Raw genomic sequence first — 24,210 nt, 5'->3', positions numbered from 1 at the left:
TCACGAGCCTGCCCACACGGGGGCTACTGGTCGGTGGTTAGGCCGTGATCCAGGGCGATCTGTTCGACCTGGGTGGGGGTGCCGGTGAAGATCGCGTGGGTGTGTTGGGTGACCAGGTCGACCGGCCAGTGCCACCAGGCGGCTCGGAGGAGACGGGCGGTGTCTTCGGGCGAGTAGCGGTGTTTGAGGACTCGGGCCGGGTTGCCGCCGACTACGGCGTACGGAGGGACGTCGGTGGTGACGACGGACCCGGTGGCGATGATCGCGCCGTCGCCGATGGTGACGCCGGGCATGATCGTGGCGGCGTAGCCGATCCAGACGTCGTTGCCGACCACCGTGTCGCCCTTGCGCGGAGCCGACAGCGCAGGCGACAGCGTCTGCTCCGCCCACGCGCCGCCGAAGATGAAGAACGGGTACGCCGAGACGCCGACCAGCGGGTGGTTGGCCGACGACAGCAGGAACGTCGCCTTGGCCGCGATCGGGCAGTACTTGCCGATGATCAGCTTCTCCGGCCCGAACGGATACAGCACATTGTTCCGCTCGAAACCCTCGGCATCGTCCGGATCGTCGTAATAAGTGAATTCCCCGATTTGGACATAGGGGACCGTAATCAGGGGTCTCAGAAAAACAGTGCGCCGTCGATCATTAAATGGATAGACGACATCAGGGTCTGGCGCACTCGGCACAGGCTGCTCCTCACTCACGGACTTCCCCGGATGGTGATTTCCGAACACTGCCGAAATGTCGTGACTTCGTCTACAGTCCGGCCATGGCCGACAACGACCCGATCCTGATCTCCGGCGCCACCGGCTGCATCGGCAGCACGCTGGCCAGGTCCCTGTACGCCGATGGCCGCGCCCTCGTCCTGTTCGGACGCAACGAAGAGCGCCTGGCCAAGCTCGCCGCCGAACTCCCCGACGCCGAAGTACTCGTCGGCGACATCGGCCGAGCCGACACCCTCGCGGGCAACCTCGAGCTCCCGCGGAAGCTCAAAGGAGTCGTCCACGCGGCCGGCATCTGCGAGGGCCGCACGCTCAGCGACAGCGACCCCGCCCAGATCCGCGAGCACCTCGAGGTCAACCTGGTCGGCCCGGCCGAGCTGACCCGCCTCGCCCTGCCCGCGCTCCGAGCAGCGCGCGGCACCGTGGTACTGGTCAACTCCCTCGTCGGCCTGTACCCGTGGCCCGGCTGGATCGGCTACGCGATGAGCAAGTACGGTCTGCGCGCCTTCGCCGAGACGCTGCGGCTGGAGGAGTTCGAGACCGGCGTCCGGGTGAGCAGCATCTTCGCCAGCCGGGTGGCGACGCCGCTGCAGGCCAAGGTGCACGCCCAGGAGGGCAAGGAGTACGTGCCGGACGCGTGGGTGCAGCCCGAGACGATGGCCCGGACCATCCGCAACGTGCTGGAGACGCCGCACGACGCGGAGCTGAAGGACATCACTCTGATGCATCAGCAGTACCCCCGGCCGTGACCAGCACCCGGTCGGTCACCGTGATCGGCAGCGACTTGTAGCCGCGCAGGATCAGCTGGTCGGTCCGCACCGCGGCGCTCCCGAGCGCCAGGTGCGGGAACCGCTCCAGCACCATCGGCAGCGCGATCTGCGCCTCGGCCCGCGCCAGCGCAGCTCCCAGGCAGTAGTGCGCGCCCGCCCCGAAGCTGATCGGCTGGTTGTCCACCCGCGCCGGATCGAACCGGTCCGGCGCGGCAAACCGCCGCGGATCCCGGTTGGCGGCCCCAGTCAGTACTGCGACCAGCTCCCCCTCCCGCAGCGGTACTCCGAGTAGCTCCGTGTCAGCACTGGCCACCCGGATGAACACGTGCGCGGGAGTGTCGAACCGCAGCACCTCCTCCACGTACGCCGGCATCGACTCCGGCGTACTCCGGACAGCCGGGCGCTCAAGCAGCAGCGGCAGCGCGTTGCCGAACAGATGGATCGTCGTACTGAAACTCGCGTTGAACAGGACCAGCAGGTTGCCCACCAGCTCCAGATCCGTGACCTCATGCCCGCCCGCCTGGACCAGGTCGCTGATCAAGTCCTGCTGGGGCGAAGCCCGCCGCTGCGCGATCAGGTCGAGGTAGTAGTCGGTGATCCGGATCGCGGCCTCATCCGCCGCCTCCAGTACGTCGAACCCCTTGCGCCGGAAGTCGAGCCAGTCGTTGATCAGGTCGACCTGCGAGCGGAACCAGGCGATGTCCTCGTCCGGCAGCCCGAGCAACCGGCCGACGACCCGGGCGGGCAGCAGATAGGCGAACTCGGCCATGTAGTCAACCTCGTTGCCATCGGCACCCAACTCGGCAACCCGGTCGAGCAGCTCGCCGGTGATCCGGATGATGTCCGGCTCCATCGCCTGGACCCGGCGCGGGGTGAACACCTTGCGGAACAGCCCGCGCATCCGGCCGTGCCGGTCGCCGTTGCTGAACATCATCGAGTTCATCAGCGTCACGAGCACCGCGTGGTCGCGCCAGCCCGGCGTCATCGGCTCCAGCCGGTACGCGTCGTGGACCTCGAAGGCGGGGTCGCGCAGGATCCGGTCGACGGCCCGGTAGCCGAAGACGGCCGCGGCGTACGGCAGCTCGGGCGCCGTCACCGGCACCGCCTCACCGAGCCGGTGCAGTTCGGCGTACAGCGGGTACGGATCGTCGGTCCCACCCGACGCCAGCGCCCGCAAGATTGTGTCCGAAGTCATTTTCTCCCCCAACATTCCGGCATGCCAAAATCGCCTTGCCTGCCTTCTTTCCGCGGCATTGACGATTGCTGCGGAACACTTACCCCCATTGAATCCGTGCCGTACGCTGATTCTCGGGGGAGGACGCGACGAGCATGGGGGAGACTGTGATTCAGAAACGGCGAGCCGGGCTTTACGCATTGCTCACCGCCGACGTGTTCTCCGCCTTTGGCAGCCGATTCTCGGTGGTCGCCATTCCGTGGCTGGTACTGATCACCACGGGCAGTCCCGCGAAGATGGGCCTGGTGGCGGCGGCGGAAATGATTCCGTATTTGCTGACGAGCGTGCTGGCGGCGCCGATCGCGGACCGGTTCGGGATGCGGCGGACATCGATCACGTGCGATCTGAGCTCGGCCGTGGCGATGAGCATCGTCGCCGCGGCACCTGACTTCGGCTTCTGGCAGCTGGTGCTGCTGATCGCCGTGAGCGGCGGGATGCGGGGTGTCGGGGACAGGGTCAAGCACGTGTTGCTGCGACCGGTGACGGCGGAGTCCGGGATCCCGATGATCCGTGTGACCAGCGCATATGAGGCGATGAACCGCACTGCGGGGCTGATCGGGGCGCCGCTCGCGGGCATCCTGGTGGCAACGCTCGGGGCGCGGCACACGATCTGGCTGGACGCGGGGACGTTCCTGGCGGCGGCGGTGCTCGTGTGGGCACTGGTGCGGCCGGCGCCGGAGCCGGAGGAGGTCGCACCGGCCAAGGAACCGTATCTGAAGGCATTGCGCGGTGGATTCAGTTTCCTGCGCACGGACAAGCTGCTGCTGGGGATGATCGCGACGTTGTTCCTGATCAATTTCTTCCAGCAGGCGGCGAGTACGGTATTGCTGCCGCTGTGGGTGCAGGAAGTCTTCGGATCGCCGACCAGGATCGGAATCATCCTCGGCGTTTTCGCGGCCGGGTCGCTGGCCGGGAACGTGGTATTCACGATCTTCTCGACGAAGCTTCCGCAGATGCTTTCCTTTTTCATCGGCGCGGCGATCGGAGGTGCGCCGAGAATCCTGGTGCTGGGGTTGACCGACAACCTGGCGGTCGTCCTGGTGGTGACATTCCTCGCCGGGTTCGGAATAGCCAGCGTGAATCCGGTGGTCGGCGCGATCCTGTACGAGCGCATCCCGGTCGAGCTCCAGACCCGGGTCTTCGGCGTCGTCGCCGCGGTCGCCGTCTCCGGCATCCCCATCGGCAGCGCCCTGGCCGGCATCGCAGCAGCCAGCGCCGGCCTCAAGCCCACCATCCTCGTCGGCGGAGCCGTCCTCCTGACCCTGACCCTGATCCCCCTCGCCAGATACCGCCGAGCGTCCTCAGAACCCCTGGCCACAGAACCCGCCCGACCCGCAGGAGAAGCAGGATGACCGACCGCCCCACTCCCGGCCCGGCCGAGCTGGCCGCGATGAGCGACCTGATCATGCCGATGGCCATCCGAGTAGCCGCCACCCTCCGCCTGGCCGACCTGCTGGCGGATGGTCCCCTCACCGCAACAGCCCTCGCCTCCAAGGCAGGAGCAGACCCCGAAGCCCTCGGCCGCCTGATGCGCTATCTCGTCGCCCGCGGACTCTTCGAGTCCACGAGCGACGAGGAAGAGCGGAAGGAAGGCGCATCTGGTCAGCCCGGCGTGGGTCAAGGCGAAGGCGCTGGCGTGGAGCCGGGCGCTGGCGTAGGTCGGGGCGGACGCGCTGGTGTGGAGGCTGGCGGTCGGGGTCGGTTTGCTCTGGGTGAGGGTGGTAGGTGGTTGCTGGATGGGGCGCCGGGGTCGGCTCGGAAGTGGTTGGATTTGGAGGGGTTCGGTGGGCACATGGATCGTGCCTTCTTCGAGTTGCTCGGGACGGTTCGCGCCGGCGGGCCGGTTGCTGCGGGCAACAAGGTGAGTCTCAGCCCGGAAGCCGCCGGGTCCTATGACGAGCTGATGGCTGAGCGGGCTCGCGCGGAAGGGCCGGCGCTCGCCGAGGTGCTCGACTGGAGCCGGTTCAAGCATGTGGTTGATGTCGGCGGTGGTACGGGGGCGCAGCTCATCGCTTTGCTGACCACCTTCCCCGACCTCCGGGGCACGCTCGTGGAGTTGCCTGCGAGCATCGTCACGGCACAACAACAGTTCGTCGAAGCGGGAGTGAGCTGCGGGGTGCTCGGTGGGAACCTGTTCGAGTTGGAGTTGCCGCGGGCCGACGCCTTCGTACTGCGGTACCTGCTGCACTCCTTCGAGGACGACCAGGCCGTCGAGGCGCTCGCCAAGTGCCGCAAGGCGCTCGAGCCCAATGGGTCCGTTCTCGTCCTGGAGGCGTCCGACGCGACGCCGGCCGTCTTCGCCAGTATGGATCTGCTGATGCTCGTGCTCGGGCATGGCCGAGAGCGCACCCTTGCGCAGTACGACGACGTCGCCGCAGCCGCAGGCCTTAGCCGTAAGGCGATCCACCACCCCACGGCCGGCCCACGCGTGCTGGAGTACGTCGTCTGACATCAGGCACCGCCAAGCAGCAACGACCCGGTGACGTGCACATTGCGCTTGAGGTTGAGGACCTCCCCCTCGCCCTGACTGCCGATCCGCACATAGCACCCGGACCCGCGACGCCCGAACGTATACGGCCCGATCGAGAACGGCACCTCGGCCGTCTCGTGCTCCCCACTCGTCAGATGCACGAAGTCCATCACCATCCGGTCAGGCCGCGAGTAGTCCTGCACCAGGTGCAGCCCCTCAGCCGCCCCACGCTCGACCAGCCCCTGCCACTCCCCAGCAGACGCCTCCCGCCCAACCACAACCCCCGACCCACCGAACTCGTCAGCCGGCTTCAGCACCAACTGCTCCCGCTCGGCAACCACCGACGGCACCAGCGAAGGCGTCAGCATCCGCGTCCGCGGCAAGTGCGCCCGTACCAGCGCAGCATCAGCCGCTGGCAACGAAGCAGCGTCCTCCCACAACCAAGCGAAGACAAGCTTGTTGCTGATCAACCACGAAGCAGCCGACGTGAACAGCGACGCCGTACCACCCCGAAGCGCATCCTTGATCGCCTGCAACCCAACCGTCGGCGGCATCTCCGAACACACGAACAGCCGCAGAATCGCCTCCACCCGCCGCCCACGCCCGACAAGCGAGCCAGAGGCATCCAGCGTCAGCCAGTCCACCGGCTGCACATCCATGTCGAAGCCGTTCTCGATGCCACGCTCCACAAACGGCTGCAGCAACGCGACCAGCTTCTCCGGATCATGCGACTCCGGATACTCCCCGTCAGTCCGGAACACCATCGTCAGCCGGGCCCCCGGCTCCAACCCGAGCGTCGACCGAATCGCCGCGAACCGCCCGTCGACAGCCGACGGCGGCGCCTCAACCGGCAGCACCGAGGCCACACCGGATGTACGGAAGAGCTCCAGGAAACGCGAGGACACCTTCTCGGAGTCCCACACGCTCCCCACATCGCTACCCACGTTGAACTCGACGAACTTCGGCACCCCGCCCGTCAGCAGGATGTCCGGCCGTCCAGACATCGCCAGGTGATCCCCCAGCGGCTCCGAGTCGTCCAGAAACTCGACCCGCCCATCCGGAATCCCCAACAACTTGCGCAGCTCACCCGCAGTGCCGGCCCGCCGCCGGCAACACTCCAGCAACAGCTGCAGCATCCGATCGCTCAACGCATAGAGCTCTTCCAGCCAAGGCTTGCTCATCAGCACCGGCCGCAACGGCTTCCAGGTCTCGTTGTACGTCGCGACCTCGTCGAAGACCGTCTGCCACCCCTCAGCACCAGCCGCCAGTACCGCCGCCCGCACCTCAGCCGACAAGTTGCCCCAAGCATCGAACCCGGGACGCCCGGCCCAGTCGTAACCGCTCACGTCGTCACCAGCAGCGGCCCGGTCACATGGATCGCCCGCTTCAGGTTGAGCACCTCACCATGCTCATGCGACCCCACCCGCAAGAAGCACCCATAAGGCTTGCGCCCGAACGTGTACGGCCCCACCGAGTACGGCACCGAGACCTGCACCTGCTCGCCGGTCTCGACATGAGCGAGATCCATCGTCAACCGATCCGGCCGTACGTAGTCCTGCAACAAGAACCCACCGTCGCGCACCGCCGCGACGAGCCCCTCCCGCCACTCGGCAGGGCCGGTCTCGTGCCCAACCAGTACGCCGGCACCGCCGTACTCGTCAGCCGGCTTCAACACCAGCGAAGCGCGCTGGGCAACAGCATCCTCAAGCATCGAAGCGGTAAGCAGCCGACTCCACGGCACATGCAGCCGCACCAGCTCCTGGTCCTCAGGCGACAGCAACGAGATGTCATCCCAGAGATAGGTCAGCATGATCTTGTTGGCCAGCAACCACCCAGCCGTCGACGTGAACAGCTTCGTCTGACCCGACTCGACCGCGGCCCGAAGCGCCGCCTCACCCGGCACGTCGGGCATATCCGTGCAGACGAACAAGCGGAACACCGCATCCACCCGCCGCCCCTGGTTGACCAGCAACCCCTCCGAGTCGGTCTCCAGCCAGATCAGCGGCGCGACGTCCCCATCGATGCCGAGAGCCTTACCGCGTTCGACGTACGGGTCGAGCGATCGCACGATCGCGGGCAGGTTGTCACTACCCGGGTACTCCCCCTCAGTGCGCAGTACGGTCGTCAACCGATCGCCCGGCTTGAGCCCGAGGAGGTCGATGATCGCCTGGTACCGCCCGTCCACCGGCGAAGGCGGCGCCAGCACCTCTACAGGACCGGAAGCACCATCGAGCGTCGTCAGCCCGTGCGAGGAGAACGACGTCAGGAACCGCGTCGACACCCGCTCGGTGTCCCAGACGCACCCGGCCTCGCTCCCGACATTGAACTCGACGAACTTCGGCACCCCACCGCTGATCAGGATGTCCGGCCGCCCGGACTGGATCAGGTGCTCACCCAACTCCTCCTCGTCGTCCAGATAGCCGACCAACCCATCCGGCGTACCGAGCAGCTTGCGCAGTTCACCAGCAGTCCGCGCCCGCCGCTGCCCCGTCTCCAGCAACAACTGAAGCAGCCGATCCATCACCTCGCCGAGCGCTTCGTACGTCTTGCGATGAATCAGCACCGGCCGCAACGGACGCCACGACTTGTTGAAGGTCAGCACCCCACTGACGACCGTCTTCCAGTCTTCGGCCCCGGCCGCGAGCACCTTGTCCTTGGTTGCCTGCGGCAACTCCTCCCAGTAGTCGAAGGAAGTCGCGCTCCAGTCGAAGTCCATCACTGCTCCTCCAGATTCACGAGTAGCAGGCCGCCGGTGAGTGCGCCCTGGGTCAGGTTGACGACGCCGCCGGCACCGGGCGGCGAGAAGCGGGTGAAGCCACCGGACGGCACCCGGTCGAACTGGTACGTCGAGACGCAGTACGAGACGTCCGCCTCGACCACTTCGCCCGACTCCGGCTTGAGGAACTGCATGGTCAGCGGATCCGCCTCGATCAGCTCCTGGATGAGATGCGGCCCCTCGGCCCCGTCGACGGCGGCCTGCCAGTCCTCCGGCGAGGTCAGCGGCCCGATGAACACCCCGTGACCGCCGTAGTCGTCGGTCGGCTTGAACACCAGCCGCTCGCGCTCGTCGAGCGTGCGCTGCCGCAACTCGGGTCCGTACAGCCAGGTCCGCGGGATGTGCGCACGAACGATCTCGGCATCTTCGGCCGGCAGCTCGCCGAGGTCGTCCCACAGCCAGGCGAAGATCGTCTTGTTGCTCAGCAACCAGACCGCGGACGGCAGGAACATCCGGAAGCTGCCCGCCGCGTTCGCCGCTCTGAGCGCGGCCATCCCGGCGGACCCTTCGTCGTACGTCGGCACGAACATCCGCCAGACCGCGTCGAGCGGCCGGTCCCCCGCCAGCAGCCGGCCGTCCGCGTCCTGCACGATCCACTCGAGCGGGTAGACGATCAGATCGACACCCAGCTCGCGGCCCCGATCGGCGAACGGCCGCAGCCGGTTGATCATGTACTCCGCGTCGTCCGCGCGCGGATAGCCACCGCCGGCGGCGTAGATCATCCCGGTCGTCTTGCCCGGCCCGACATCCGCGCGGATCGCGTCGAACCGCCCGTCGATCGCCGACGGCGGCGCGGCGGCGCCCATCGCGGTGAACATCGGCTCGTCGCGATAGACCTCCATCCATCGCTTGATCACGCCATCGGCATCCAGCACCCCACCCAGCGCGCTCTCGACGTTGCACTCGACCATCCGCGGCACCCCGCGTTCGAGCAGCAGGTCCGAGCGGATCGCGTTGATCAGCCGCCCGGTCAGCGGCTCGCTGTCGTCCAGCAACTGGATCCGGTCGTCCGGCACGCCCAACACCCGACGCAGCTCACCGGCCGTCCGGGCCCGCCGCCGGCAGGCGTCCAGCACCAACTGCGAGACGCGCGCGGTGATCCGGTTCATCTCGGCGAACCCGGCGTGGGTCGCGACCGGCGAGCGGAGCGGGATCCAGTTCTGGTTCTGCAGCGCGACGTCGTCGTAGACCTGCTGCCAGTACTTGTGGCCGTAGGCAAGCAACTTCTCGCGGACCGGCTCCGGCAGAACCGGCCAGAGCTCGGCAGCCGATGGTCGAGTGGTCACGTCGCATTCCTCCCCAGTACGCCGCGGATCGCCGCGACCAAGTCGTCCCGTCCCGGCTGTACCGCCCGATCGAGGGCCGGCGCGAACGGCAGCACAGCCCCATCCGGCCGCGTCACCCGTCTGGGCGGCGCCACGAGCGAGCAACGCTCAGCGGCCACAGCCAGTACTTCCGCCCCGAACCCGCTGGTCCGATTGGAGTCGTCGACAACCACCAGTCGCCCGGTCCGCGCGACCGACGCGACCAGCCCCGAAACGTCCAGCGGGTAGACCGTCCGCGGATCGAACACCTCGATCGACGCCTCACCGGCCAACTCGTCGGCCACCGCCAACGCGTCCTGCACCAGGTGGCCGAGGGCAACCACCGTTACATCCGACCCCGGCCGCGCGATCCGCCCGACCCCGAGCGGCACCGGTGCCAAGGTCGAGAAGTCGACATCGTCGCGGAAGCCGAGTGCTCCCGACGGCGCGAACACCACGACCGGATCGTCGTCACGGATCGCCGACAACAGCAGCCCATAAGCATCCGACGGAGTCGCCGGCACCACGGTCTTCACCCCGACATGCGCGAACAGGCTGTAGGGATGGTCGGAATGCTGGCCGGCCCACCCAGTACGCGAGCCTGAGCCCGGTACGACGTACGTCACCGGCACTTTGCACTGCCCGCCGGACATCAGCGACAGCTTGTGCGCCTGATTGGCGATCTGCTCGAAGACCAGGAAGAGCAGCGACGGGATCTGGAACTCGATCACCGGCCGCAGCCCGGCCAGCGCAGCGCCGGTCGCGAAGTTGGTGAAGGCCTGCTCGGACAACGGAGTGTCGATCACCCGCTCCGCACCGAACCGGCCGAACAACCCGGCAGTCAGGTTGGAGGCTGCGACCCGCACGTCCTCACCGAGCACGAAGACGCGTTCGTCAGCCTCGAGTTCGTCGCCCAGCGCGCGGTTGAGAGCCTTCAGGTAGGACAGTTTGGGCATCAGCTGAACACCTCCGGCGACGCGTAGAGATACTGCAGAGCCGCGTCCGGATCGGGATGAGCACTGCCCAGCGCGATCCCGGCCGCCGCGTCGAGCAGCGCCTCGATCTCGGTGTCGACGGCCGCCCGGTCGTCCACGGACAGCCGAGCCCCCTGGATCTCCACCGGATCCCGCGACCATCCGGCAGCGACTTCCTCATCAGAGCGGTAGTTCAGCCGCGCCCGGTGCTCGAACGTATGGTGCGCGTCGAACCGGTACGTCGTGCACTCGAGGAAGGTCGGCCCTTTGCCGGCCCGGGCCCGCTCGACGGCAGCCGTCGTCGCCGCCAGCACCTTCTCGGGATCCTGACCGTCGATCGTGAAGGCAGGCATACCGAAAGCCTTCGCCCGGCCCGTGATGCTTCCCGCTACCGCCGAGTCCACAGGCATCGTCGTCGCATAGCCGTTGTTCTCGCACACGAACAACACCGGCACACTCCACAGCGCCGCCAGATTGAATGCCTCCAGCAACATCCCCTCGTTGACCGCGCCGTCGCCGAAGAAGGTGACCGCGACGGTCGACTTGCCCAGCCTGCGTTGGGCCCAGGCCGCCCCGGTCGCGATCGACCCGGCCGCGCCGACGATGGCGTTGGCCCCGAGGATGCCGAGGTTGAAGTCGGCCGCATGCATCGAGCCGCCGCGACCCTTGTTCAGCCCCGACTCCCGGCCCATCAGCTCGGCGAACATCCGGGCCGGGTTCACCCCCTTCGCCAGCACGTGGCCGTGCCCGCGATGCGTGCTGGTGATCAGGTCGTCGGCCCGCAACGCGGCGCACACCCCGGCGGCGATCGCCTCCTGACCGACGTACGGGTGGATACCGCCGACGATCTCGCCGGACCGGACGAACTCGATCGCACGCTCCTCGAAGCGGCGGATCAGCCGCACGGTCCGGTAGAGATCGATGGTGGTCACCGTGATTCAGCCCTTGATCGCGGCGAGGATGGCGTCCCACAGGCGGGCGCGGGCGGCGAGCGCGGTGTTGATGGTGTCCGCGCAGGCGTCCCACTTGTCCTGGTCGTCGCCGCACAGGTCGGCGACCATCTGCATCGCCATCGGGGTGTGGAACTCGCCGTCCACCTCGATGTGCCGCTCCAGGTAGTCGACGAAGGTGTTCAGCTTCTTCGACCGCTCGTTCACCGCGACGACCTGGGTGAACATGTCCGGGATCAGGTCCTCCCGGCCGAACGCGAAGGCGGCCGCCTGGCAGTGCACCGGCGCGCTCTCGATGATCGTCCAGGTGGTACCGGCGAAGTCGATCGAAGCCTGCGGTACGCCGGCCGCGGCCAGCGACTCGACCACCGGGTTGCCGTCGCGGAGCAGGCCGATCAGCTTGTCGATCGCACTCGTGTCGGCGCCGGCCTCGTGCATCCCGTCGACGTACAGCTCGAAGTGGCTGATGAACGCCGGCTTGCCGTCGTCGCCACCCAGCTCGTCGCTCTCCTCGACCATCACGATGTCGTTGATCAGCCGGCGGCTGCTGCGGTGCTCGGTCGGGATCCACGGCACCGTCACGCAGGTGAGCTCGCGCTGCAGCGACTTGAGCAGCGACATGAAGTCCCAGACGGCGAAGACGTGGTGCTCCATGAACGTGACGAGGGACTCGTGCGTGTCCAGGTTGGCGTAGAGCGGGTGCTGGACGACCTTGTCGCGGGCCTCGGAGACGGCCTTCTCCAGCTGCTCGATGCCGGGGTGGGTCTGACCCCAGTCGTAACGTGACATGTCCTTCTCCTTGGTTAGCGGTCGGCCCAGAGCGTCGGGCAGAAGTCCGGGTCGGCGTAGTCGGGCCTGCCGTCCGGGGTCCGGCGGACCAGCGCGTCGTGGTTGTACGCCGCGAGGGTGCCGTCGGAGAGCGGGAACTCCCGGTAGGAGTTGCCGCCGTCCTGCAGGTGCAGCGAGATCGCCCGGCGGGGGCGGTCGCTGACGTTCGCACCGCTGCCGTGGTACGTCCGGCAGTGGTGGAAGTTCATGTGGCCGCGCGGGATGGTGATCGGCAGCTTGACCACCTCGACGCCGTTGTACTGCGCGTTCTCGATCAGCATCTGGTCGAGCTGCGACTTGTCCCGGTCGGCGAAGTGCCGCACGACGGTGTCGTCGCTGCCGATCTCCTTCCACCGGTGCGAGCCGTCGACCATCGTGATCGTGCCCATCTCGGGCGGGCAGTCGTGGAACGGGATGAACGCGGTCAGCATCCGGTCCGACGACGAGGACGACCAGTAGTGCTTGTCGAAGTGCCAGGGCACGATGTTCGACGGCTCGCCCTCGATCGGCGGCTTGTAGATCAGCGTGGACTGGAAGATCCGGATCTCGTCGACCTGCGCCAGCCTGGCCGCGACCGCGCCGATCAACGGCTTGCCGAGGATCTTGGCGAGGCCGTCGTGTTCGTAGTGCACGTAGTCGTTGTGGCGCTGGACGTCGCCCTTGGACGGGTCCCAGTAGGCGAGCTTGGGCGGCGCGACGGGGAGGTTGCGGTCACGTTCGCCGGCGTAGTACCGCTCACTGGCGTCGACCAGCTCGTCGGTCTCGGCGTCGGTGAGCAGCTTCTTGGACAGGTACCAGCCATGTTCTTGGTAGAACGCGACATCGTCGTCCGACGGGAGCAGGTCGATCTCTTCTGCTGACAAGGTGAACTCGAGCGCGCGGGGCGGTGGGGTGGGGCTCGTATCAAAAGTGGTCATACCTCGACCCCCTGCAGCTCGCGCTCCTTGGCTTCGTACAGGGCCTTGATGTTGCCGCTGCCGAACGTCATCGCGCCGCGCCGCTCGATGATCTCCAGGAACAGGGTCCGGCGGATGTGCATCGACTCGGTGAAGATCTGCAGCAGCTGGCCCCAGTGGTCCTTGTCGACCAGGATGCCGAGCTCCTCCAGGTCCGCGATCGGCGTCTCGACCTCGCCGACCCGGTCCGGCAGCGCCTTGTAGTACGCCGACGGCGAGGCGAGGAAGTTGACCCCGCGCTCCTTCAGCGTGCCGACCGCCTCGACGATGTCGCTGGTCCGCAAGGCGATGTGCTGGACGCCGGCGCCCGCGTGCCAGGTGAGGAAGTCGTTGATCTGCCCCGGCCGGCGGTTCGGGTCGGGCTCGATCAGCGTGAACGTCACGTGCTTCGACGGGCTCTGGACGACGGTCGACTCCATCCCCTGGCCGGCCACCTCGATGTACTCGTCGAAGATCGGCACGAAGCCGAAGACGTTCTGGTAGAACTCGACGGTCGACTTCAGCTCGCCCGACGGCACGCAGATCGCCAGGTGGTCGATCTCGCTGAACAGCTTCTCGTCCGGGCCCTTCGACGGCTCGGTGATCGTGAACGCGCCGGGCAGGAACTCCCGCCGCGGCCCGTGCCGCTCGACCAGCCGGTGGATCACGTCGCCGAACCCGGCCACCTCCGCGATCACGACCGTGGTCTCGTGCTCGTCGGTGAACGTCGACGGCTCGCTCACCGAGACGGCGCCGCGGTTCAGCAGCTCGGTGTAGGCGACCGAGGCGTTGTCGACCTCGATGCCCACCACGGCGACGCCGTCACCGTGCCGCTGGACGTATTCGGCCGCGGGGTGGGTGGCGGCCAGCCCCGAGGTCAACACGATCTGTACGGCGCTCTCCCGCAGCAGCAGCGAGCGCTGGCCGGCCAGACCCGTCTCCGGTCCGCCCTGACCGTGCACCTGCAGGCCGAAGGCGTGCGCCAGGTAGAACGCCGCCTGCTTGGCGTCGCCCACGTACATCTCCACGTGGTCGATCCCGTAGATCTCCATCACCAGGCCTTCCCCTCACTCTTGATCTCTGTGCTCGGAGGTCCGAACAGCAGGCTGACGTTCTGGCCGCCGAACCCGAACGAGTTCGACAGCGCGTACTCCGGACGCGCCTCGCGCGGCTCCTTGCGCACGTGATCCAGCGGGCAGGCCGGATCGGGGTCATCGAGGTTGTACGTCGGGGGCAGCAGTCCGGTGCTGACCGCCAGCGCGCTGGCGGCGGCCTCGACGACTCCCGAAGTACCGAGCATGTGGCCGGTGAGCGCCTTGGTGGAGCTCACGGCCGGGCTGGATCCCTTGAAAGCAAGGCCGATCGCCGTCGACTCGGCGACGTCACCGAGCTTCGTGCTGGTGCCGTGGGCGTTGACGTAGCCGACTCGATCCGGGGTGATGTGACCGCTGGCAAACGCCAGTCGCATACAAGCGGCTGCGCCGGTACCGTCCGGACGCGGCGCCGTCGGGTGGTGGGCGTCGGCGTTCACGCCGTACCCCGCGACGTCGGCGTATCCACGCGCACCGCGCTTGTCGGCGTGCTCGGCGCTCTCCAGTACCAGCAGCGCTGCCCCTTCCGACAGCACGAACCCGTTCCTGCGCGGGTCGAACGGCCGGCTGGCTTCGGTCGGGTCGTCCCACCCGCGTGCCAGCGCCCGGGCATTGGCAAAGGTCTCCGCGAACGTCGGGAACAACGGCGCCTCGCTGGCCCCGCAGATCACCACGTCCAGCTCACCGCTGCGGATCAGGCGCACTCCGTCGGCGATCGCCTGAGCGCCGGAGGCACAGGCCGTACCGACTGAAGAGGTGTAGCCGCGGATGCCGAACCGGATCGCTGCCCGGGCGGCCGGCATGTTCGGCAGAATCCCCGTCAGCAGATATGGACTGACCGCAGCCCGTCCGCGCTCGGCCCTCGCCAGCACCTGCTTCTCCAGCGTCGCCATCCCACCGACCCCGCCGATGATGATGCCGATCCGCTCCGGCTCGATGTTCTCTCCAACCACCAGCCCTGCATCAGCCAACGCCTCCTCAGCAGTCAGCTGCGCCAAGATGACGGTCCGATCCATCACCTTCCCGTCCGGCCCGCCGGCAATGGCTCCCGCATCGAACTCCGGCAAGAACCCCGCCAACTCAACGGAGTCAGCCACCGGATGCCCCGCCGGCGGCCGGCTGATCCCCGACCGCCCATGCAGCAAGGCGCCGAACACATCGTCGACACCCCGCCCCACAGGCGTCACCAGCCCCATGCCGGTGATCGTGACGGCGTTCATCGGCCGGCTCCCACAACACTCTGCTCTGCTAGGCGCTCAGTGCGGAGGGCGACCTTGCGGACCTTGCCGGTGACGGTGACCGGGACTTCGTCTTCACCGACCACGTGGATGCGGCGGATCGTGCTCGCCACCTCTTCGCCTACCGCGGCGAGGATGCGTTCGTCGCGTTCCTTGATCGGGTCGGCATCAGCCGGGACCTCGAGCAGTACGTCGGTGAGGAACTGGCCGTTCTCCTGGACGATGATCACCGTGCAGTCCTGGATCTCCGGCAACGCGGCGAGGATGCGTTCCTCCGACATCGACGTGTAGAGCTGTGGACCGTCGAAGCCGGCGACCGCGTCGGGCACCCGGTCGAGGTGGAAGTAGTGCCCGGTCTCGTCGCGGTAGACCAAGTCACCCGTCAGGAACCAGCCGTTGAGCCGGAACTTGTAGGTGTTGACCGAGTCGTTCCAGTAGCCGGGCGAGACAGTCGGCGACCGGAAGCCGAGCAACCCGACCTTGCCCGGCGGAAGCTCTTCGCCGGTGGAGTCGAGGACAGTCGCCGACGCGAACTGATACGGCTTGCCGATGCATCGCCCGTAGTGATCGCTGTCGATCGTGTGCGTGATGTGGAACCCGTTGTGCCCCATCTCGCTGGATCCCAGCCCATCGACGAAGTGCGAGCCGCGGACCGTCACCCGCCCTTCCCGCGTCACCGTCTCCCGGGTGCCGACGGCAACGAGTTTGCGGATGTGCGGCTCATGCGCACAGTCACCCGTGTTGAACCACATCCGCACCGAGTCCAGATCGTGCTTACTCAAATCCTCCCGGGCCAGCCCCGCCCAGGTGACCGCAAACCCATACACACCGTGCGGCTTCCACCGCTCGATCTGTGCCAGCACCGTCGACGCGTCCTGAGTCGACAGCAGCAACATCTCGGCCCGGTTCCCCAGCACCTGATTGACCATCAGGATCGTCGCCGTGTGCGGGATCGGCAGCGCGTTCAGAATCCGGTCGGTCCCCTGCGACTGCGGCATCGTCAGCAGGTGCTTCAACGCGGCGTACAGAGTCTTGTGGCTGTGCAGCACAGCCTTCGGCACCCCGGTCGTCCCCGACGTGTGCGTGATCACCACCGGATCGTCCTGATGATGCCGGTACGCCGCCGGCGCCAGCGCCGGATCTCCAGTGCCCAAGTCGCGCGGCGCCCCGAGGATCGGCGCCTCCTGCAACAACCCACTGTGCGCCTCGTCGACCAGCACCCCGGTCACCCGCAGCCGCCGGATGTACTCCTCAGCGATCGCAGGCGCCATCTTGCCGTTCAGCAACGCGGGAATCGCCCCGATCCGGGTCAATGCGAGGAAACTCAGCACGATGTCGGCCGCCTCGGTCGCCCAGATCGCGACGACGTCCCGCCGACCGATCCCGCGCCCGTGCAACCACGCAGTACGCGCCTGCACCCGCGCGTCGAGCTCCCCGAGCGTCAGCGGATGCTCGGCCGGGAAGTCGTCGACCGCCGTGTCGAACGTCAGCCCCGGCCCGTTCAGATCGGCACCATGCGCGATCACCGTCGCCAGCACGTTGCCGGCTCCGATGGCCGGATCCGCGGCGAGTGCAGCTCTCAGACTCTTCATGAAGGTTCTCCCCCGCTCACCAGCAGGGCGACGGCGGTGTCGCCCTGACTTCCTTGTTCGACCAGCACGACCAGCACCTGGTCCGCGTCCCCGTCAGCGATCAGCAACGCGGCCTGGTCGAATCCGGCCTGCCGCGCATCACCGGCCGGGCTCAGACAGACGACCGGCCCATGCAGTCCCCAGCGCGCCGCGACGTACCCGGCCACGCTGTTCGGGACGGATTGGAAGAAGTACAACGGCCCGACTCGCTTGCCATCAGCAACGAGTTGCCGGACCTGCTCGGCCGAGGCCCGGTCCCCCGTCCTGCTGACCAGCACGATGCCGACCTTTTCCCCTTGTTTCGCGGGGACTTCGCCGTACAGGGACTGCAGGCACCGATCGGCGACGACGGCGACCAACGGGCTGAACGTCGACCCGATGAAGCCGGGCAGTACCGGCGGGCCTGCCAGCGCGTCGTCGCCCGGCTGCGGCCAGTGACTGTCCGTGATCACACGGAGTTCGGGGATTTCGACCGCGTGGCTCATCCCGCACGCACCAGCAAAGCCGTGTTGGCGCCGCCGAAGGCAGCATTCAAGGTCAGCCCGTACTGCGCGGTCGCGGGCCGCGGCGCATCGACGATCAGGTCGAGGGGGCACATCGGATCCGCAGTCGTGAACCCTGCATTGACGGGAAGCTTCCCGGCCCGTAGCGCCAGCATCGTCATCACCAGCTCGAGCAACCCCGACGCCTCCAGCGCATGCCCATGCACCGACTTCGTCGAGCTGACCGGCACATCGGTCGGGAACACCGTCCGGATCGCAGCTGCCTCCGACGCGTCGCTGAAGATCGTCCCGGTGGCGTTCGCGTTGATGTAACCGACGACGTCCGACGGCAGGTCCGCCTTCCGCAACGCAGCCTCGATCGCCGCCGCCAGCCCCTGACCATCCGGCGCAGGCTGACACGGGTGATGCGCGTCGCCGGCTCGTCCCCAACCCGCGATCTCCGCCTTGCCTTCTCCCCTTTGCAGGACGACGGCGACGACGGCATCGCCGAGCAGGAGTCCTCTGCGGTCGAGGCTGAACGGTCGTACGGTGCTGTCGTCCGACAAGGCCCGGCCCGCGTCGAACAGAGCGAACTGGTCCGGCTCGACCAGGTAGCCGGCCGCCACGACGATCCGCTCCGCATAGCCGTAGCGGATCAGCGCGGCAGCGTCAGCGACCGCAGTACTGGCTGAGACGCATGCGCTGGTGTAGATCTTCGCGGCCCTGGTCGCCAGCCCACGGACGCCGGCACGACCGTGGACCGCGAGGAACAACGGTGTCGTCGCCCGCTGGGCCGCGGTCAGGCCCGCGTCGGCGCACGCGTCGATGACCGCGTCGAGCAGTTCTTCCTCCAGCGACCGGACGTCGACAGCCGTCGCCGCCCGGGTCACTCGCCGGTTCGAGGTGTCGAACCGGCGTACCTCACCGAAAGCGGCCGCGCCGGGGAGGGCCGCCGCCAGTTGCGCCTCGGCACCACGGCCGAGCGCGCTCAGGACGGAGAAGCCCGTGACGGAGACCTGATCAGACATGGCTCTTCAGCGCTTCCGCGAGCACGGTGACGGCGTCGTCGATGGTCTTGATCCGGTCCAGCTGGTCGTCGTCCAGCTCCAGCCCGTACCGCTGCTCGACCTGATGCACGAGCCAGGCGAGCTCCATCGAGTCGATCCGTTCCCGGACCTCGCCGGGTTGGCGATCACCCAGCGCGGCCAGCCAGTCGACGATCTCGGCCCTGCCGGGCGGGGGCAGTGCGGACGGTTGGGCCGAGGGCTGGGGGATGCTGCTCATCAGACCTGCTGCGCTACCCGGCCGGCCACCGCGGTGGTGAACTCGCCGACGGTCATCAGGGCCAGCTCCTCGGACTCGTCGTCGGAGAACCGGACGCCGAACTTGTCCTCGACCCGGACCGACAGGTCGGCCAGCGCGAGCGACTCCAGGTCGACGCCGGCCGGGCCGAGCGTCGTCTCGTCGTCGATGCCCTCGACGTCGTAGTTCATGTCCTGCAGCTGCGCGAGGACGAACTCGCGAACCTCTTCCCTCATCGGGATACCTTCTTCCTGTGACTGAGCGTCCGGGCACCGATCTGGCCCCCGTGCACGTCTGGCTGAAACCCGTCGCGCGCGACCAGCGATCCGCCGCCCACGCCCTCCTCCTCGACCTCGCCGCCACCCTGCTCAGCGACGGCGCGCCGGTCCTTCGGCACGACGCCGCCGGCGGTCCGCACGTCGACCCGCTCGCCGTGAGCCTCAGCCACAGCGAGCGGCTGGTCGCGGTCGTCGCCGGCCTGGCGGGCCCAGTCGGCATAGACCTCGAAGACCGCTACCGCCGACCCGTCACCGCCCTGGCCCGGCGCTGGTTCACCCCGGCCGAGCTCGCCTGGATGCGCGTCCAGCCCGAAGAACTCGAGGCATTCCTGCACCTCTGGACGGCAAAGGAAGCGGTAGGCAAGGCCCTCGGCACCGGCCTCCGAAGCGGAGGCCTGCGCCGCCCGATGCCGTTGCTCACCGCCCCCGCGCCCGCTGGGGCTCGGCGGGGTGAGCCGCTCGTCGGCGGGCTGATCGCCTCCGCGCCGGACCTTGTGCTGGTTCATCTGCCGGTTGCGGCTGATGCGGTCGTGGCTGTTGTCGTGCCGGTCGGTACTCCGGCCGTCGAGGTGTGTGAGCATCACGGCGCCGCTTTGCGGAGTACCGCGGTGTCGCGGACGAGTTTCCCGGTGGTTGTCCGGGGCAACTGAGCGAGCACGCGCACACTGCGTGGCCGCTTGTACGACGCCAGCAGCTGCGCCAGATCGGCCTCGATCCGCGCCACGTCGCGTTGCTCGTTGAGCTGCACGTACGCCGTGATCGACCCGTCGTGGACCACCACCGCGGCCTCGACGCCGCGCAGCGTGTTCATCGTGTACTCGACCTCGGTCAGGTCGACCTTCAACCCACCGACCGACACCTGCGAGTCCAGCCGCCCCTTGATCGACACCAGCCCGGTCTCCGGGTCGATCACACCCGCGTCCTTGGTGCGCAACCACCCGTCGGCCCACCGGGTCGGATCCGACAACCCCAGATACGGCGACTCCGGCCGGCGGATGTGCAGCTCCCCATCGACGACCCGTACGTCGATGCCGGGCGCCGGCTGGATCGCCGGCCGATGCGCGCCGAACAGATCGGTGCCGATGACCCCGACCTCGGTCATCCCGTACATGTTGCCGAGCGGTACGCCGTACTTGTCCTCGAAAGCGCCCGAGACCGCCGACGGCACCAGCTCGCCACCGGTCGTCATCCGCTTGAACTGCGGCAACCGCCGCGGCTCGTTGACGGACGCCAGCAACCCGATGTGGAACGGCACCCCGAGCACCGTCGCCGGGCTCTTGCCACTGGCGATCGCCGCGACGATCGCATCCCCGGTCAACCGCGCCGGCGGGACCAGCTCGACGCCGGCGTGCAGGCCGTACATCAGCCCACCCACGAGACCGAGCACATGCACCATCGACGGCAGCAGGATCACCCGCTCGCCCCGCACCGGTACGCCGTCGATCTCGGTGTACCGGTGAACCTCTTCGATCAGGTCCTCGGCGGTCCGCCCGATCACCTTCGACGGCCCGGTCGACCCAGAACTGAGCTGGACGACGGCATGCGAGGTGTTGGCCGGGTGACCCGAGTAGCTGGCGACGGCCGTCTCGACGTCGACGAACGTGCGCAACCCGGCCGCGACCGGCCCGTCCGGCGAGACCACCACCTGCGGCACCAGCCGCTCGACCGCCCGGCGTACCTCGTAGTCGGTCAGCCGGTGATCCAGCAAGATCGCCTGCCCACCGAGCCGCCAGACCGCCAGCAAATGCGTCACAAATGCCATTGACGGAGGTAACCGCAATGCCGCGGCACCACCCGGGCGCAAACCCGATTCCGCCAATTCGGTCTGCCGTTCCAGCACCAGCCGGCGCAGCATTCCGCGATCAATTGGAGTGGGTAGCCGAAAACAGATGTCACTGGCCGCACCGGCCAGCAGCACTTCATCGACCCACTGGGCGCCCATAGTGGTTCCGGGCACCACGACAGTACCGTCCATGGTCATCCGAGCTCCGAGGTTGCCTTGAACACAAAGGATTCAGAGCACCAGAGCCCCCACCAAGGCTTGGCGATGACGTGACGATACGACACGATCACGCAGTCGGTCTACGGACCGAAAGTGATGGGAAGGCTACCCTTCGCTATGTGGCCGAGATCGCTTTTCTTTCGGTCCCCGATCAGCCATGCTGCTCCGTTTTGCGCGCCGCAAAAGTCAAACAGCCGACTAACTCAAAAACCGGTATCAAGACTCCGACCGGTTAGCTTTTACGATCAACATCCGGACCGCGAAGGGTTCCCCCCGCGGAATTCAATCCTTTGAATTCCGCACTGATCCACAACTTCGGCGGCAGAAATTTTTCAGATTTTCCGCTGCCACTCCTCGGTCCGCTCGACCGCCCGGTACCCGAGCGCGGCGTTGACCGCGTTCATCGCGGTGTTCTCCTCGGCGTTCCAGGTGTGCATCACCAGCTGCTCGGTGTTGGTGCGCTGCAGCTCGAGGTGGTTGCGGACCTTCAGCGCCAGCCCGAGCCGGTGGCCGCGATGCGCCCGCGCCACCAACGTGCCCGACTGGAAGGCGTTGACCTTCTCGTTGCCGGAGACATGCAGCTCGGTCTGCCCGGCCAGCGTTCCGTCCGGCGCGATCGCCACCGTGACCCAGGACCGACGGCCCTGTGCCCGGGCCTGGTCCTCCCGGGACCGGATCCGGGCCGCGTCGTACACCTCGGCCTCCATCTCGAGCTCCCCCATCGGCGCCTCGTCGTTGAACGTGCCCTCGAGCGCCGCGTACGCGTCCACCAGGTCGTCGGGGCAACGATCCCGCCAACTCACGAGCCGGTAGTCACGATGATGCCCGGCGACCTCAGCCGCCAGCTCCTCCAGGAATCCCTGATCGAGCGGCAACTGAAGAACCCGATGCATGTCGGAGATCCCCATCGTCATCCCCCGCGCCCGCGCGAACGCCTGCCCCGGCGCCTCCCCACCGAGCGGACAATGCACCATCGTGTGCACGATCGTCCGCCCACGCACCGCGGCCCGCTCATCGAGCAACTCGGCGAGCGCCGTCCCGTACCCCTGCCTCCGCCGCCCCGGCACAACCGCCAGCTCCACCGACACCAGCGAGGTGTTGTCCTTCTGCGGCAGATCCAGATAAAGCACCCCCGCGATCGCCCCCGCCTCGTCCCGCACGGCCCACAGCTCCCGCTCGAAGTACGGCGTACGGCGCGTCAGCGCGACCCGCATCTCCTCCAGCGGCCACCAGATGGCGAACTCCCGGCCCGCCGCCGAGGCCTCCACCAGGGCACCATGCCACTCGTCGAAAGCAGCCGAATCCGTCGGGTCGATGCGCTCAGTGATCACCCTCCCGACTCTAGGGAGACAGCGACCACCCGGCGAACGGTTTTACGCGGAGGCGCTCAGCAGGCCCAGAGCGACGGCTACCCGGCCGCCGGCCTGGGAGAGGGCTCGGCGGGCGTCAGCGATGGGAGAGCCGGTCAGGAGGTGCACCAGGGCCGGTTTGAGTTCGCCGTCGGCTTCGGCGAGGGCGGCGGCGCAGGCTTCGGGGTCGGCGCCGGTGGCCTCGCCGAGGATGCGGAGCATGCGGCCGCGGAGTTTCTGGTTCGTGGCGACCATGTCGACCATCAGGTTCGACCAGGTGCGGCCGAGTTTGATCATCAGGGTGGTCGAGAAGCTGTTCAGGATGAGCTTCTGGGCGGTGCCGGCCTTCAGGCGAGTGGAGCCGGCGATCGCCTCGGGGCCGGTGTCGGCGGCGATCACGATGTCGGCCAGCGGGGCCAGCGGGGCCGCTGGGTTGGAGGTCACCAGGGCCGTTGTGGCGCCGACCGCCCGGGCGGCTTTCAGAGCGCCGGCGACGTACGGCGTACTGCCGGATGCCGCGAGTCCGATGACGATGTCCCGGCTGGTGACGGAGGCGGCGTCGGCCGCACCGCCCTCCTCGGAGTCCTCGACGTTCTCGACCGCGCGCAGCAGCGCTTCCATGCCACCCGCGTGGTGAGCGACCACCAGGTCGTCGGGGGTGTGGAAGGTCGGCAGCAGCTCAGCAGCGTCGAGCACCGCGAGCCGGCCTGACGTACCGGCGCCGAAGTAGTGCACGCGGCCGCCGTTGCGCACGGCCTCGACGGCGGCGTCCACTGCCCGCGCCAGCTCGGGGATCACCGCGGCGACCGCGCCGGCCACCTTGGCATCCTCCGCGTTGACCAGCCGGAGTATCTCGGTGGTGCCCACCGCATCGATCGCGAGCGTCCTGGGGTTGCGCTGCTCCGTGGGTGTGATCACAGATACGATGTTAGTTTTCTACTGAAGGATTTTCAATTCTGTTGATCATTGACAGACGTCTTCAGCCGGTGACTCCGGACCGCGGTGGCCGTCTCCTCGAGCGCCTTGCGGGCGTCCGGCAGCACCGACTGGGCCACGCCGATGAACAGGCAGTCGATCACCATCAGCTGCACGATCCGGCTGGACATCGCGCCCGAACGGTAAGTCGTCTCGCGCGCGGCCGTGGTGAGCACAAGATCGGCGGTCCGGGCCAGCGGGGACCGCGGAAAGTTGGTCACCGCGACCGTGGTGGCGCCGTGCTTGGCGGCCTCCTCGAGCGCTTCGACCACCTCGGCGGTGGTACCGGTGTGGGAAATGCCGATCGCGACATCGCCTTCACCGAGCAGTGCGGCACTGGTCAGCGCGACGTGCACGTCCGACCAGGCGAAGGCCACGCGGCGGATCCGGTGCAGCTTCTGCTGCAGATCGAGCGCCACGAACGCTGAGGCGCCGGTCCCGTACAGGTCGACCCGCGGCGCCTTGGCGACCGCGGCGACGACCTTGCTCAGGGACTCGATGTCGAGCTGCTGCGCGGTCTCCCGGACGGCCTTCTCGTCGGCGAACGCGACCTTGCCGACCACGTCGGCGAGCGAGTCACCCGGCTCGATGTCGCCGCCGACCTCGGGCCGGATGTTCTCCGTGGCCGACTGAGCCGCCAGCTGCAGGCGGAGCTGCGGATAACCGGGGACGCCGATCTGCTTGCAGAACCGGATGACCGTGGTCTCCGAGGTGGACGCCACCTCGGCCAGTTCGGAGATCGTCATCGCCGCCACTCCGCCCGGGTCCGCGAGGACCGCGTTCGCCACCCGCTGCTCGGCCGGCGCCAGCGCGGGCATCACCGCGCGGACCCGGACCAGCAGCGGCCCCGTGGGTTCTGGAGAGGTAACTGAAGTCATGACGCCACCGTACGGCGATTA

At 67.9% G+C, this 24,210-nt stretch carries 24 protein-coding genes; 4 read left to right on the top strand and 20 right to left on the bottom strand.

The features are described 5' to 3' along the window. Positions 1–23: 23 nt before the first annotated feature. Complete coding sequence (locus ABD116_RS28145; protein WP_343976615.1) at positions 24–530, bottom strand: CatB-related O-acetyltransferase; 507 nt, start codon at positions 528–530, stop codon at positions 24–26. A gap of 239 nt (positions 531–769) precedes the next feature. Between ABD116_RS28145 and ABD116_RS28140 the strand changes: the two genes are divergently transcribed. Further along, positions 770–1,471, top strand: coding sequence for an SDR family oxidoreductase (locus ABD116_RS28140; protein WP_343976612.1), 702 nt, complete (start codon positions 770–772; stop codon positions 1,469–1,471). On the opposite strand, the gene ABD116_RS28135 is transcribed toward ABD116_RS28140, so the two are convergent. After that, positions 1,437–2,687 (bottom strand): cytochrome P450, encoded by a 1,251-nt coding sequence (locus ABD116_RS28135; protein ID WP_343976609.1) that lies wholly within the window; start codon positions 2,685–2,687, stop codon positions 1,437–1,439. The genes ABD116_RS28140 and ABD116_RS28135 overlap by 35 nt on opposite strands. A gap of 179 nt (positions 2,688–2,866) precedes the next feature. On the opposite strand from ABD116_RS28135, the gene ABD116_RS28130 reads away from it, so the two are divergent. Both ABD116_RS28130 and ABD116_RS28125 read left to right on the top strand, forming a co-directional pair. Further along, positions 2,867–4,078 (top strand): MFS transporter, encoded by a 1,212-nt coding sequence (locus ABD116_RS28130; protein WP_343976606.1) that lies wholly within the window; start codon positions 2,867–2,869, stop codon positions 4,076–4,078. After that, a complete protein-coding gene (locus ABD116_RS28125) occupies positions 4,075–5,175 on the top strand; it encodes a methyltransferase (protein ID WP_343976603.1) in 1,101 nt (366 codons plus the stop codon). Before ABD116_RS28130 ends, ABD116_RS28125 begins: the two co-directional genes overlap by 4 nt. Positions 5,176–5,177: 2 nt before the next feature. On the opposite strand, the gene ABD116_RS28120 is transcribed toward ABD116_RS28125, so the two are convergent. From ABD116_RS28120 to ABD116_RS28055, 14 genes are read right to left on the bottom strand one after another with little or no spacing between them, the layout of a single operon-like run. Next, positions 5,178–6,542, bottom strand: a complete 1,365-nt coding sequence (locus ABD116_RS28120) for a hypothetical protein (RefSeq protein ID WP_343976600.1) — start codon at positions 6,540–6,542, stop codon at positions 5,178–5,180. Next, positions 6,539–7,912 (bottom strand): hypothetical protein, encoded by a 1,374-nt coding sequence (locus tag ABD116_RS28115; RefSeq protein ID WP_343976597.1) that lies wholly within the window; start codon positions 7,910–7,912, stop codon positions 6,539–6,541. The genes ABD116_RS28120 and ABD116_RS28115 overlap by 4 nt, the downstream gene beginning before the upstream one ends. Continuing rightward, on the bottom strand, positions 7,912–9,258 hold the full coding sequence (locus ABD116_RS28110) for a hypothetical protein (RefSeq protein WP_343976594.1): 1,347 nt from the start codon (positions 9,256–9,258) through the stop codon (positions 7,912–7,914). Before ABD116_RS28110 ends, ABD116_RS28115 begins: the two co-directional genes overlap by 1 nt. Then, positions 9,255–10,232: an alpha-ketoacid dehydrogenase subunit beta gene (locus ABD116_RS28105; protein WP_343976591.1), complete on the bottom strand. Its 978-nt coding sequence runs from the start codon at positions 10,230–10,232 to the stop codon at positions 9,255–9,257. The genes ABD116_RS28110 and ABD116_RS28105 overlap by 4 nt, the downstream gene beginning before the upstream one ends. Continuing rightward, positions 10,232–11,182 (bottom strand): thiamine pyrophosphate-dependent dehydrogenase E1 component subunit alpha, encoded by a 951-nt coding sequence (locus ABD116_RS28100; protein WP_343976588.1) that lies wholly within the window; start codon positions 11,180–11,182, stop codon positions 10,232–10,234. The genes ABD116_RS28105 and ABD116_RS28100 overlap by 1 nt, the downstream gene beginning before the upstream one ends. Positions 11,183–11,188: 6 nt before the next feature. Continuing rightward, positions 11,189–11,989 (bottom strand): DUF3050 domain-containing protein, encoded by an 801-nt coding sequence (locus tag ABD116_RS28095; RefSeq protein WP_343976586.1) that lies wholly within the window; start codon positions 11,987–11,989, stop codon positions 11,189–11,191. Positions 11,990–12,003: 14 nt separating this feature from the next. Further along, positions 12,004–12,945, bottom strand: a complete 942-nt coding sequence (locus ABD116_RS28090; protein WP_343976583.1) for a phytanoyl-CoA dioxygenase family protein — start codon at positions 12,943–12,945, stop codon at positions 12,004–12,006. Further along, positions 12,942–14,015 carry a 4-hydroxyphenylpyruvate dioxygenase gene (gene hppD, locus ABD116_RS28085; RefSeq protein ID WP_343976580.1) on the bottom strand — a complete coding sequence of 358 codons (1,074 nt, stop codon included), beginning with the start codon at positions 14,013–14,015 and terminating at the stop codon, positions 12,942–12,944. Before hppD ends, ABD116_RS28090 begins: the two co-directional genes overlap by 4 nt. Beyond that, positions 14,015–15,274 carry a beta-ketoacyl-[acyl-carrier-protein] synthase family protein gene (locus ABD116_RS28080; protein ID WP_343976577.1) on the bottom strand — a complete coding sequence of 420 codons (1,260 nt, stop codon included), beginning with the start codon at positions 15,272–15,274 and terminating at the stop codon, positions 14,015–14,017. Before ABD116_RS28080 ends, hppD begins: the two co-directional genes overlap by 1 nt. Then, positions 15,271–16,884 carry a class I adenylate-forming enzyme family protein gene (locus tag ABD116_RS28075; RefSeq protein WP_343976574.1) on the bottom strand — a complete coding sequence of 538 codons (1,614 nt, stop codon included), beginning with the start codon at positions 16,882–16,884 and terminating at the stop codon, positions 15,271–15,273. The genes ABD116_RS28080 and ABD116_RS28075 overlap by 4 nt, the downstream gene beginning before the upstream one ends. Beyond that, the gene (locus tag ABD116_RS28070; RefSeq protein WP_343976571.1) at positions 16,881–17,408 is read right to left on the bottom strand and encodes a beta-ketoacyl synthase chain length factor; all 528 of its coding nucleotides are present in this window, start codon (positions 17,406–17,408) and stop codon (positions 16,881–16,883) included. The genes ABD116_RS28075 and ABD116_RS28070 overlap by 4 nt, the downstream gene beginning before the upstream one ends. Further along, complete coding sequence (locus ABD116_RS28065; RefSeq protein ID WP_343976568.1) at positions 17,405–18,433, bottom strand: beta-ketoacyl synthase N-terminal-like domain-containing protein; 1,029 nt, start codon at positions 18,431–18,433, stop codon at positions 17,405–17,407. The genes ABD116_RS28070 and ABD116_RS28065 overlap by 4 nt, the downstream gene beginning before the upstream one ends. Further along, the gene (locus ABD116_RS28060) at positions 18,426–18,689 is read right to left on the bottom strand and encodes an acyl carrier protein (RefSeq protein ID WP_343976565.1); all 264 of its coding nucleotides are present in this window, start codon (positions 18,687–18,689) and stop codon (positions 18,426–18,428) included. Before ABD116_RS28060 ends, ABD116_RS28065 begins: the two co-directional genes overlap by 8 nt. After that, entirely contained in the window at positions 18,689–18,943 is a 255-nt protein-coding gene (locus tag ABD116_RS28055; RefSeq protein ID WP_343976562.1) for an acyl carrier protein, read from the bottom strand. Before ABD116_RS28055 ends, ABD116_RS28060 begins: the two co-directional genes overlap by 1 nt. Before the next feature lie 17 nt (positions 18,944–18,960). Between ABD116_RS28055 and ABD116_RS28050 the strand changes: the two genes are divergently transcribed. Next, complete coding sequence (locus ABD116_RS28050) at positions 18,961–19,635, top strand: 4'-phosphopantetheinyl transferase family protein (RefSeq protein ID WP_343976559.1); 675 nt, start codon at positions 18,961–18,963, stop codon at positions 19,633–19,635. Here the strand turns inward: ABD116_RS28050 and ABD116_RS28045 are convergent. The 4 genes from ABD116_RS28045 to ABD116_RS28030 form a co-directional block, all read right to left on the bottom strand. After that, positions 19,566–20,927 carry a class I adenylate-forming enzyme family protein gene (locus ABD116_RS28045; protein WP_343976859.1) on the bottom strand — a complete coding sequence of 454 codons (1,362 nt, stop codon included), beginning with the start codon at positions 20,925–20,927 and terminating at the stop codon, positions 19,566–19,568. The two genes, ABD116_RS28050 and ABD116_RS28045, sit on opposite strands and share 70 nt — an antisense overlap. A 392-nt stretch (positions 20,928–21,319) precedes the next feature. After that, positions 21,320–22,318 carry a GNAT family N-acetyltransferase gene (locus ABD116_RS28040; protein ID WP_343976556.1) on the bottom strand — a complete coding sequence of 333 codons (999 nt, stop codon included), beginning with the start codon at positions 22,316–22,318 and terminating at the stop codon, positions 21,320–21,322. 42 nt (positions 22,319–22,360) lie between these two features. After that, positions 22,361–23,254 carry an N-acetylmuramic acid 6-phosphate etherase gene (gene murQ / locus ABD116_RS28035; protein WP_343976553.1) on the bottom strand — a complete coding sequence of 298 codons (894 nt, stop codon included), beginning with the start codon at positions 23,252–23,254 and terminating at the stop codon, positions 22,361–22,363. A gap of 32 nt (positions 23,255–23,286) precedes the next feature. Continuing rightward, entirely contained in the window at positions 23,287–24,189 is a 903-nt protein-coding gene (locus ABD116_RS28030) for a MurR/RpiR family transcriptional regulator (RefSeq protein WP_343976550.1), read from the bottom strand. Positions 24,190–24,210: the final 21 nt, after the last annotated feature.

Source organism: Kribbella koreensis (genome assembly GCF_039525325.1).
In the GTDB taxonomy this organism is placed as follows: Bacteria; Actinomycetota; Actinomycetes; order Propionibacteriales; family Kribbellaceae; genus Kribbella; species Kribbella koreensis.
The sequence above is the reverse complement of the archived record's forward strand: the minus strand, read 5'-3'. Positions and strand labels throughout refer to the sequence as shown.

Coding starts and splice junctions, on each gene's coding strand:
- ABD116_RS28055 (WP_343976562.1), bottom strand. CDS start 18,943: ATGAGGGAAGAGGTTCGCGAGTTCGTCCTCGCGCAGCTGCAGGACATG.
- ABD116_RS28135 (WP_343976609.1), bottom strand. CDS start 2,687: ATGACTTCGGACACAATCTTGCGGGCGCTGGCGTCGGGTGGGACCGAC.
- ABD116_RS28080 (WP_343976577.1), bottom strand. CDS start 15,274: ATGAACGCCGTCACGATCACCGGCATGGGGCTGGTGACGCCTGTGGGG.
- ABD116_RS28060 (WP_343976565.1), bottom strand. CDS start 18,689: ATGAGCAGCATCCCCCAGCCCTCGGCCCAACCGTCCGCACTGCCCCCG.
- ABD116_RS28140 (WP_343976612.1), top strand. CDS start 770: ATGGCCGACAACGACCCGATCCTGATCTCCGGCGCCACCGGCTGCATC.
- ABD116_RS28115 (WP_343976597.1), bottom strand. CDS start 7,912: ATGGACTTCGACTGGAGCGCGACTTCCTTCGACTACTGGGAGGAGTTG.
- ABD116_RS28095 (WP_343976586.1), bottom strand. CDS start 11,989: ATGTCACGTTACGACTGGGGTCAGACCCACCCCGGCATCGAGCAGCTG.
- ABD116_RS28045 (WP_343976859.1), bottom strand. CDS start 20,927: ATGGGCGCCCAGTGGGTCGATGAAGTGCTGCTGGCCGGTGCGGCCAGT.
- hppD (WP_343976580.1), bottom strand. CDS start 14,015: ATGGAGATCTACGGGATCGACCACGTGGAGATGTACGTGGGCGACGCC.
- ABD116_RS28030 (WP_343976550.1), bottom strand. CDS start 24,189: ATGACTTCAGTTACCTCTCCAGAACCCACGGGGCCGCTGCTGGTCCGG.
- ABD116_RS28075 (WP_343976574.1), bottom strand. CDS start 16,884: ATGAAGAGTCTGAGAGCTGCACTCGCCGCGGATCCGGCCATCGGAGCC.
- ABD116_RS28065 (WP_343976568.1), bottom strand. CDS start 18,433: ATGTCTGATCAGGTCTCCGTCACGGGCTTCTCCGTCCTGAGCGCGCTC.
- ABD116_RS28105 (WP_343976591.1), bottom strand. CDS start 10,232: ATGCCCAAACTGTCCTACCTGAAGGCTCTCAACCGCGCGCTGGGCGAC.
- ABD116_RS28125 (WP_343976603.1), top strand. CDS start 4,075: ATGACCGACCGCCCCACTCCCGGCCCGGCCGAGCTGGCCGCGATGAGC.
- ABD116_RS28070 (WP_343976571.1), bottom strand. CDS start 17,408: ATGAGCCACGCGGTCGAAATCCCCGAACTCCGTGTGATCACGGACAGT.
- ABD116_RS28090 (WP_343976583.1), bottom strand. CDS start 12,945: ATGACCACTTTTGATACGAGCCCCACCCCACCGCCCCGCGCGCTCGAG.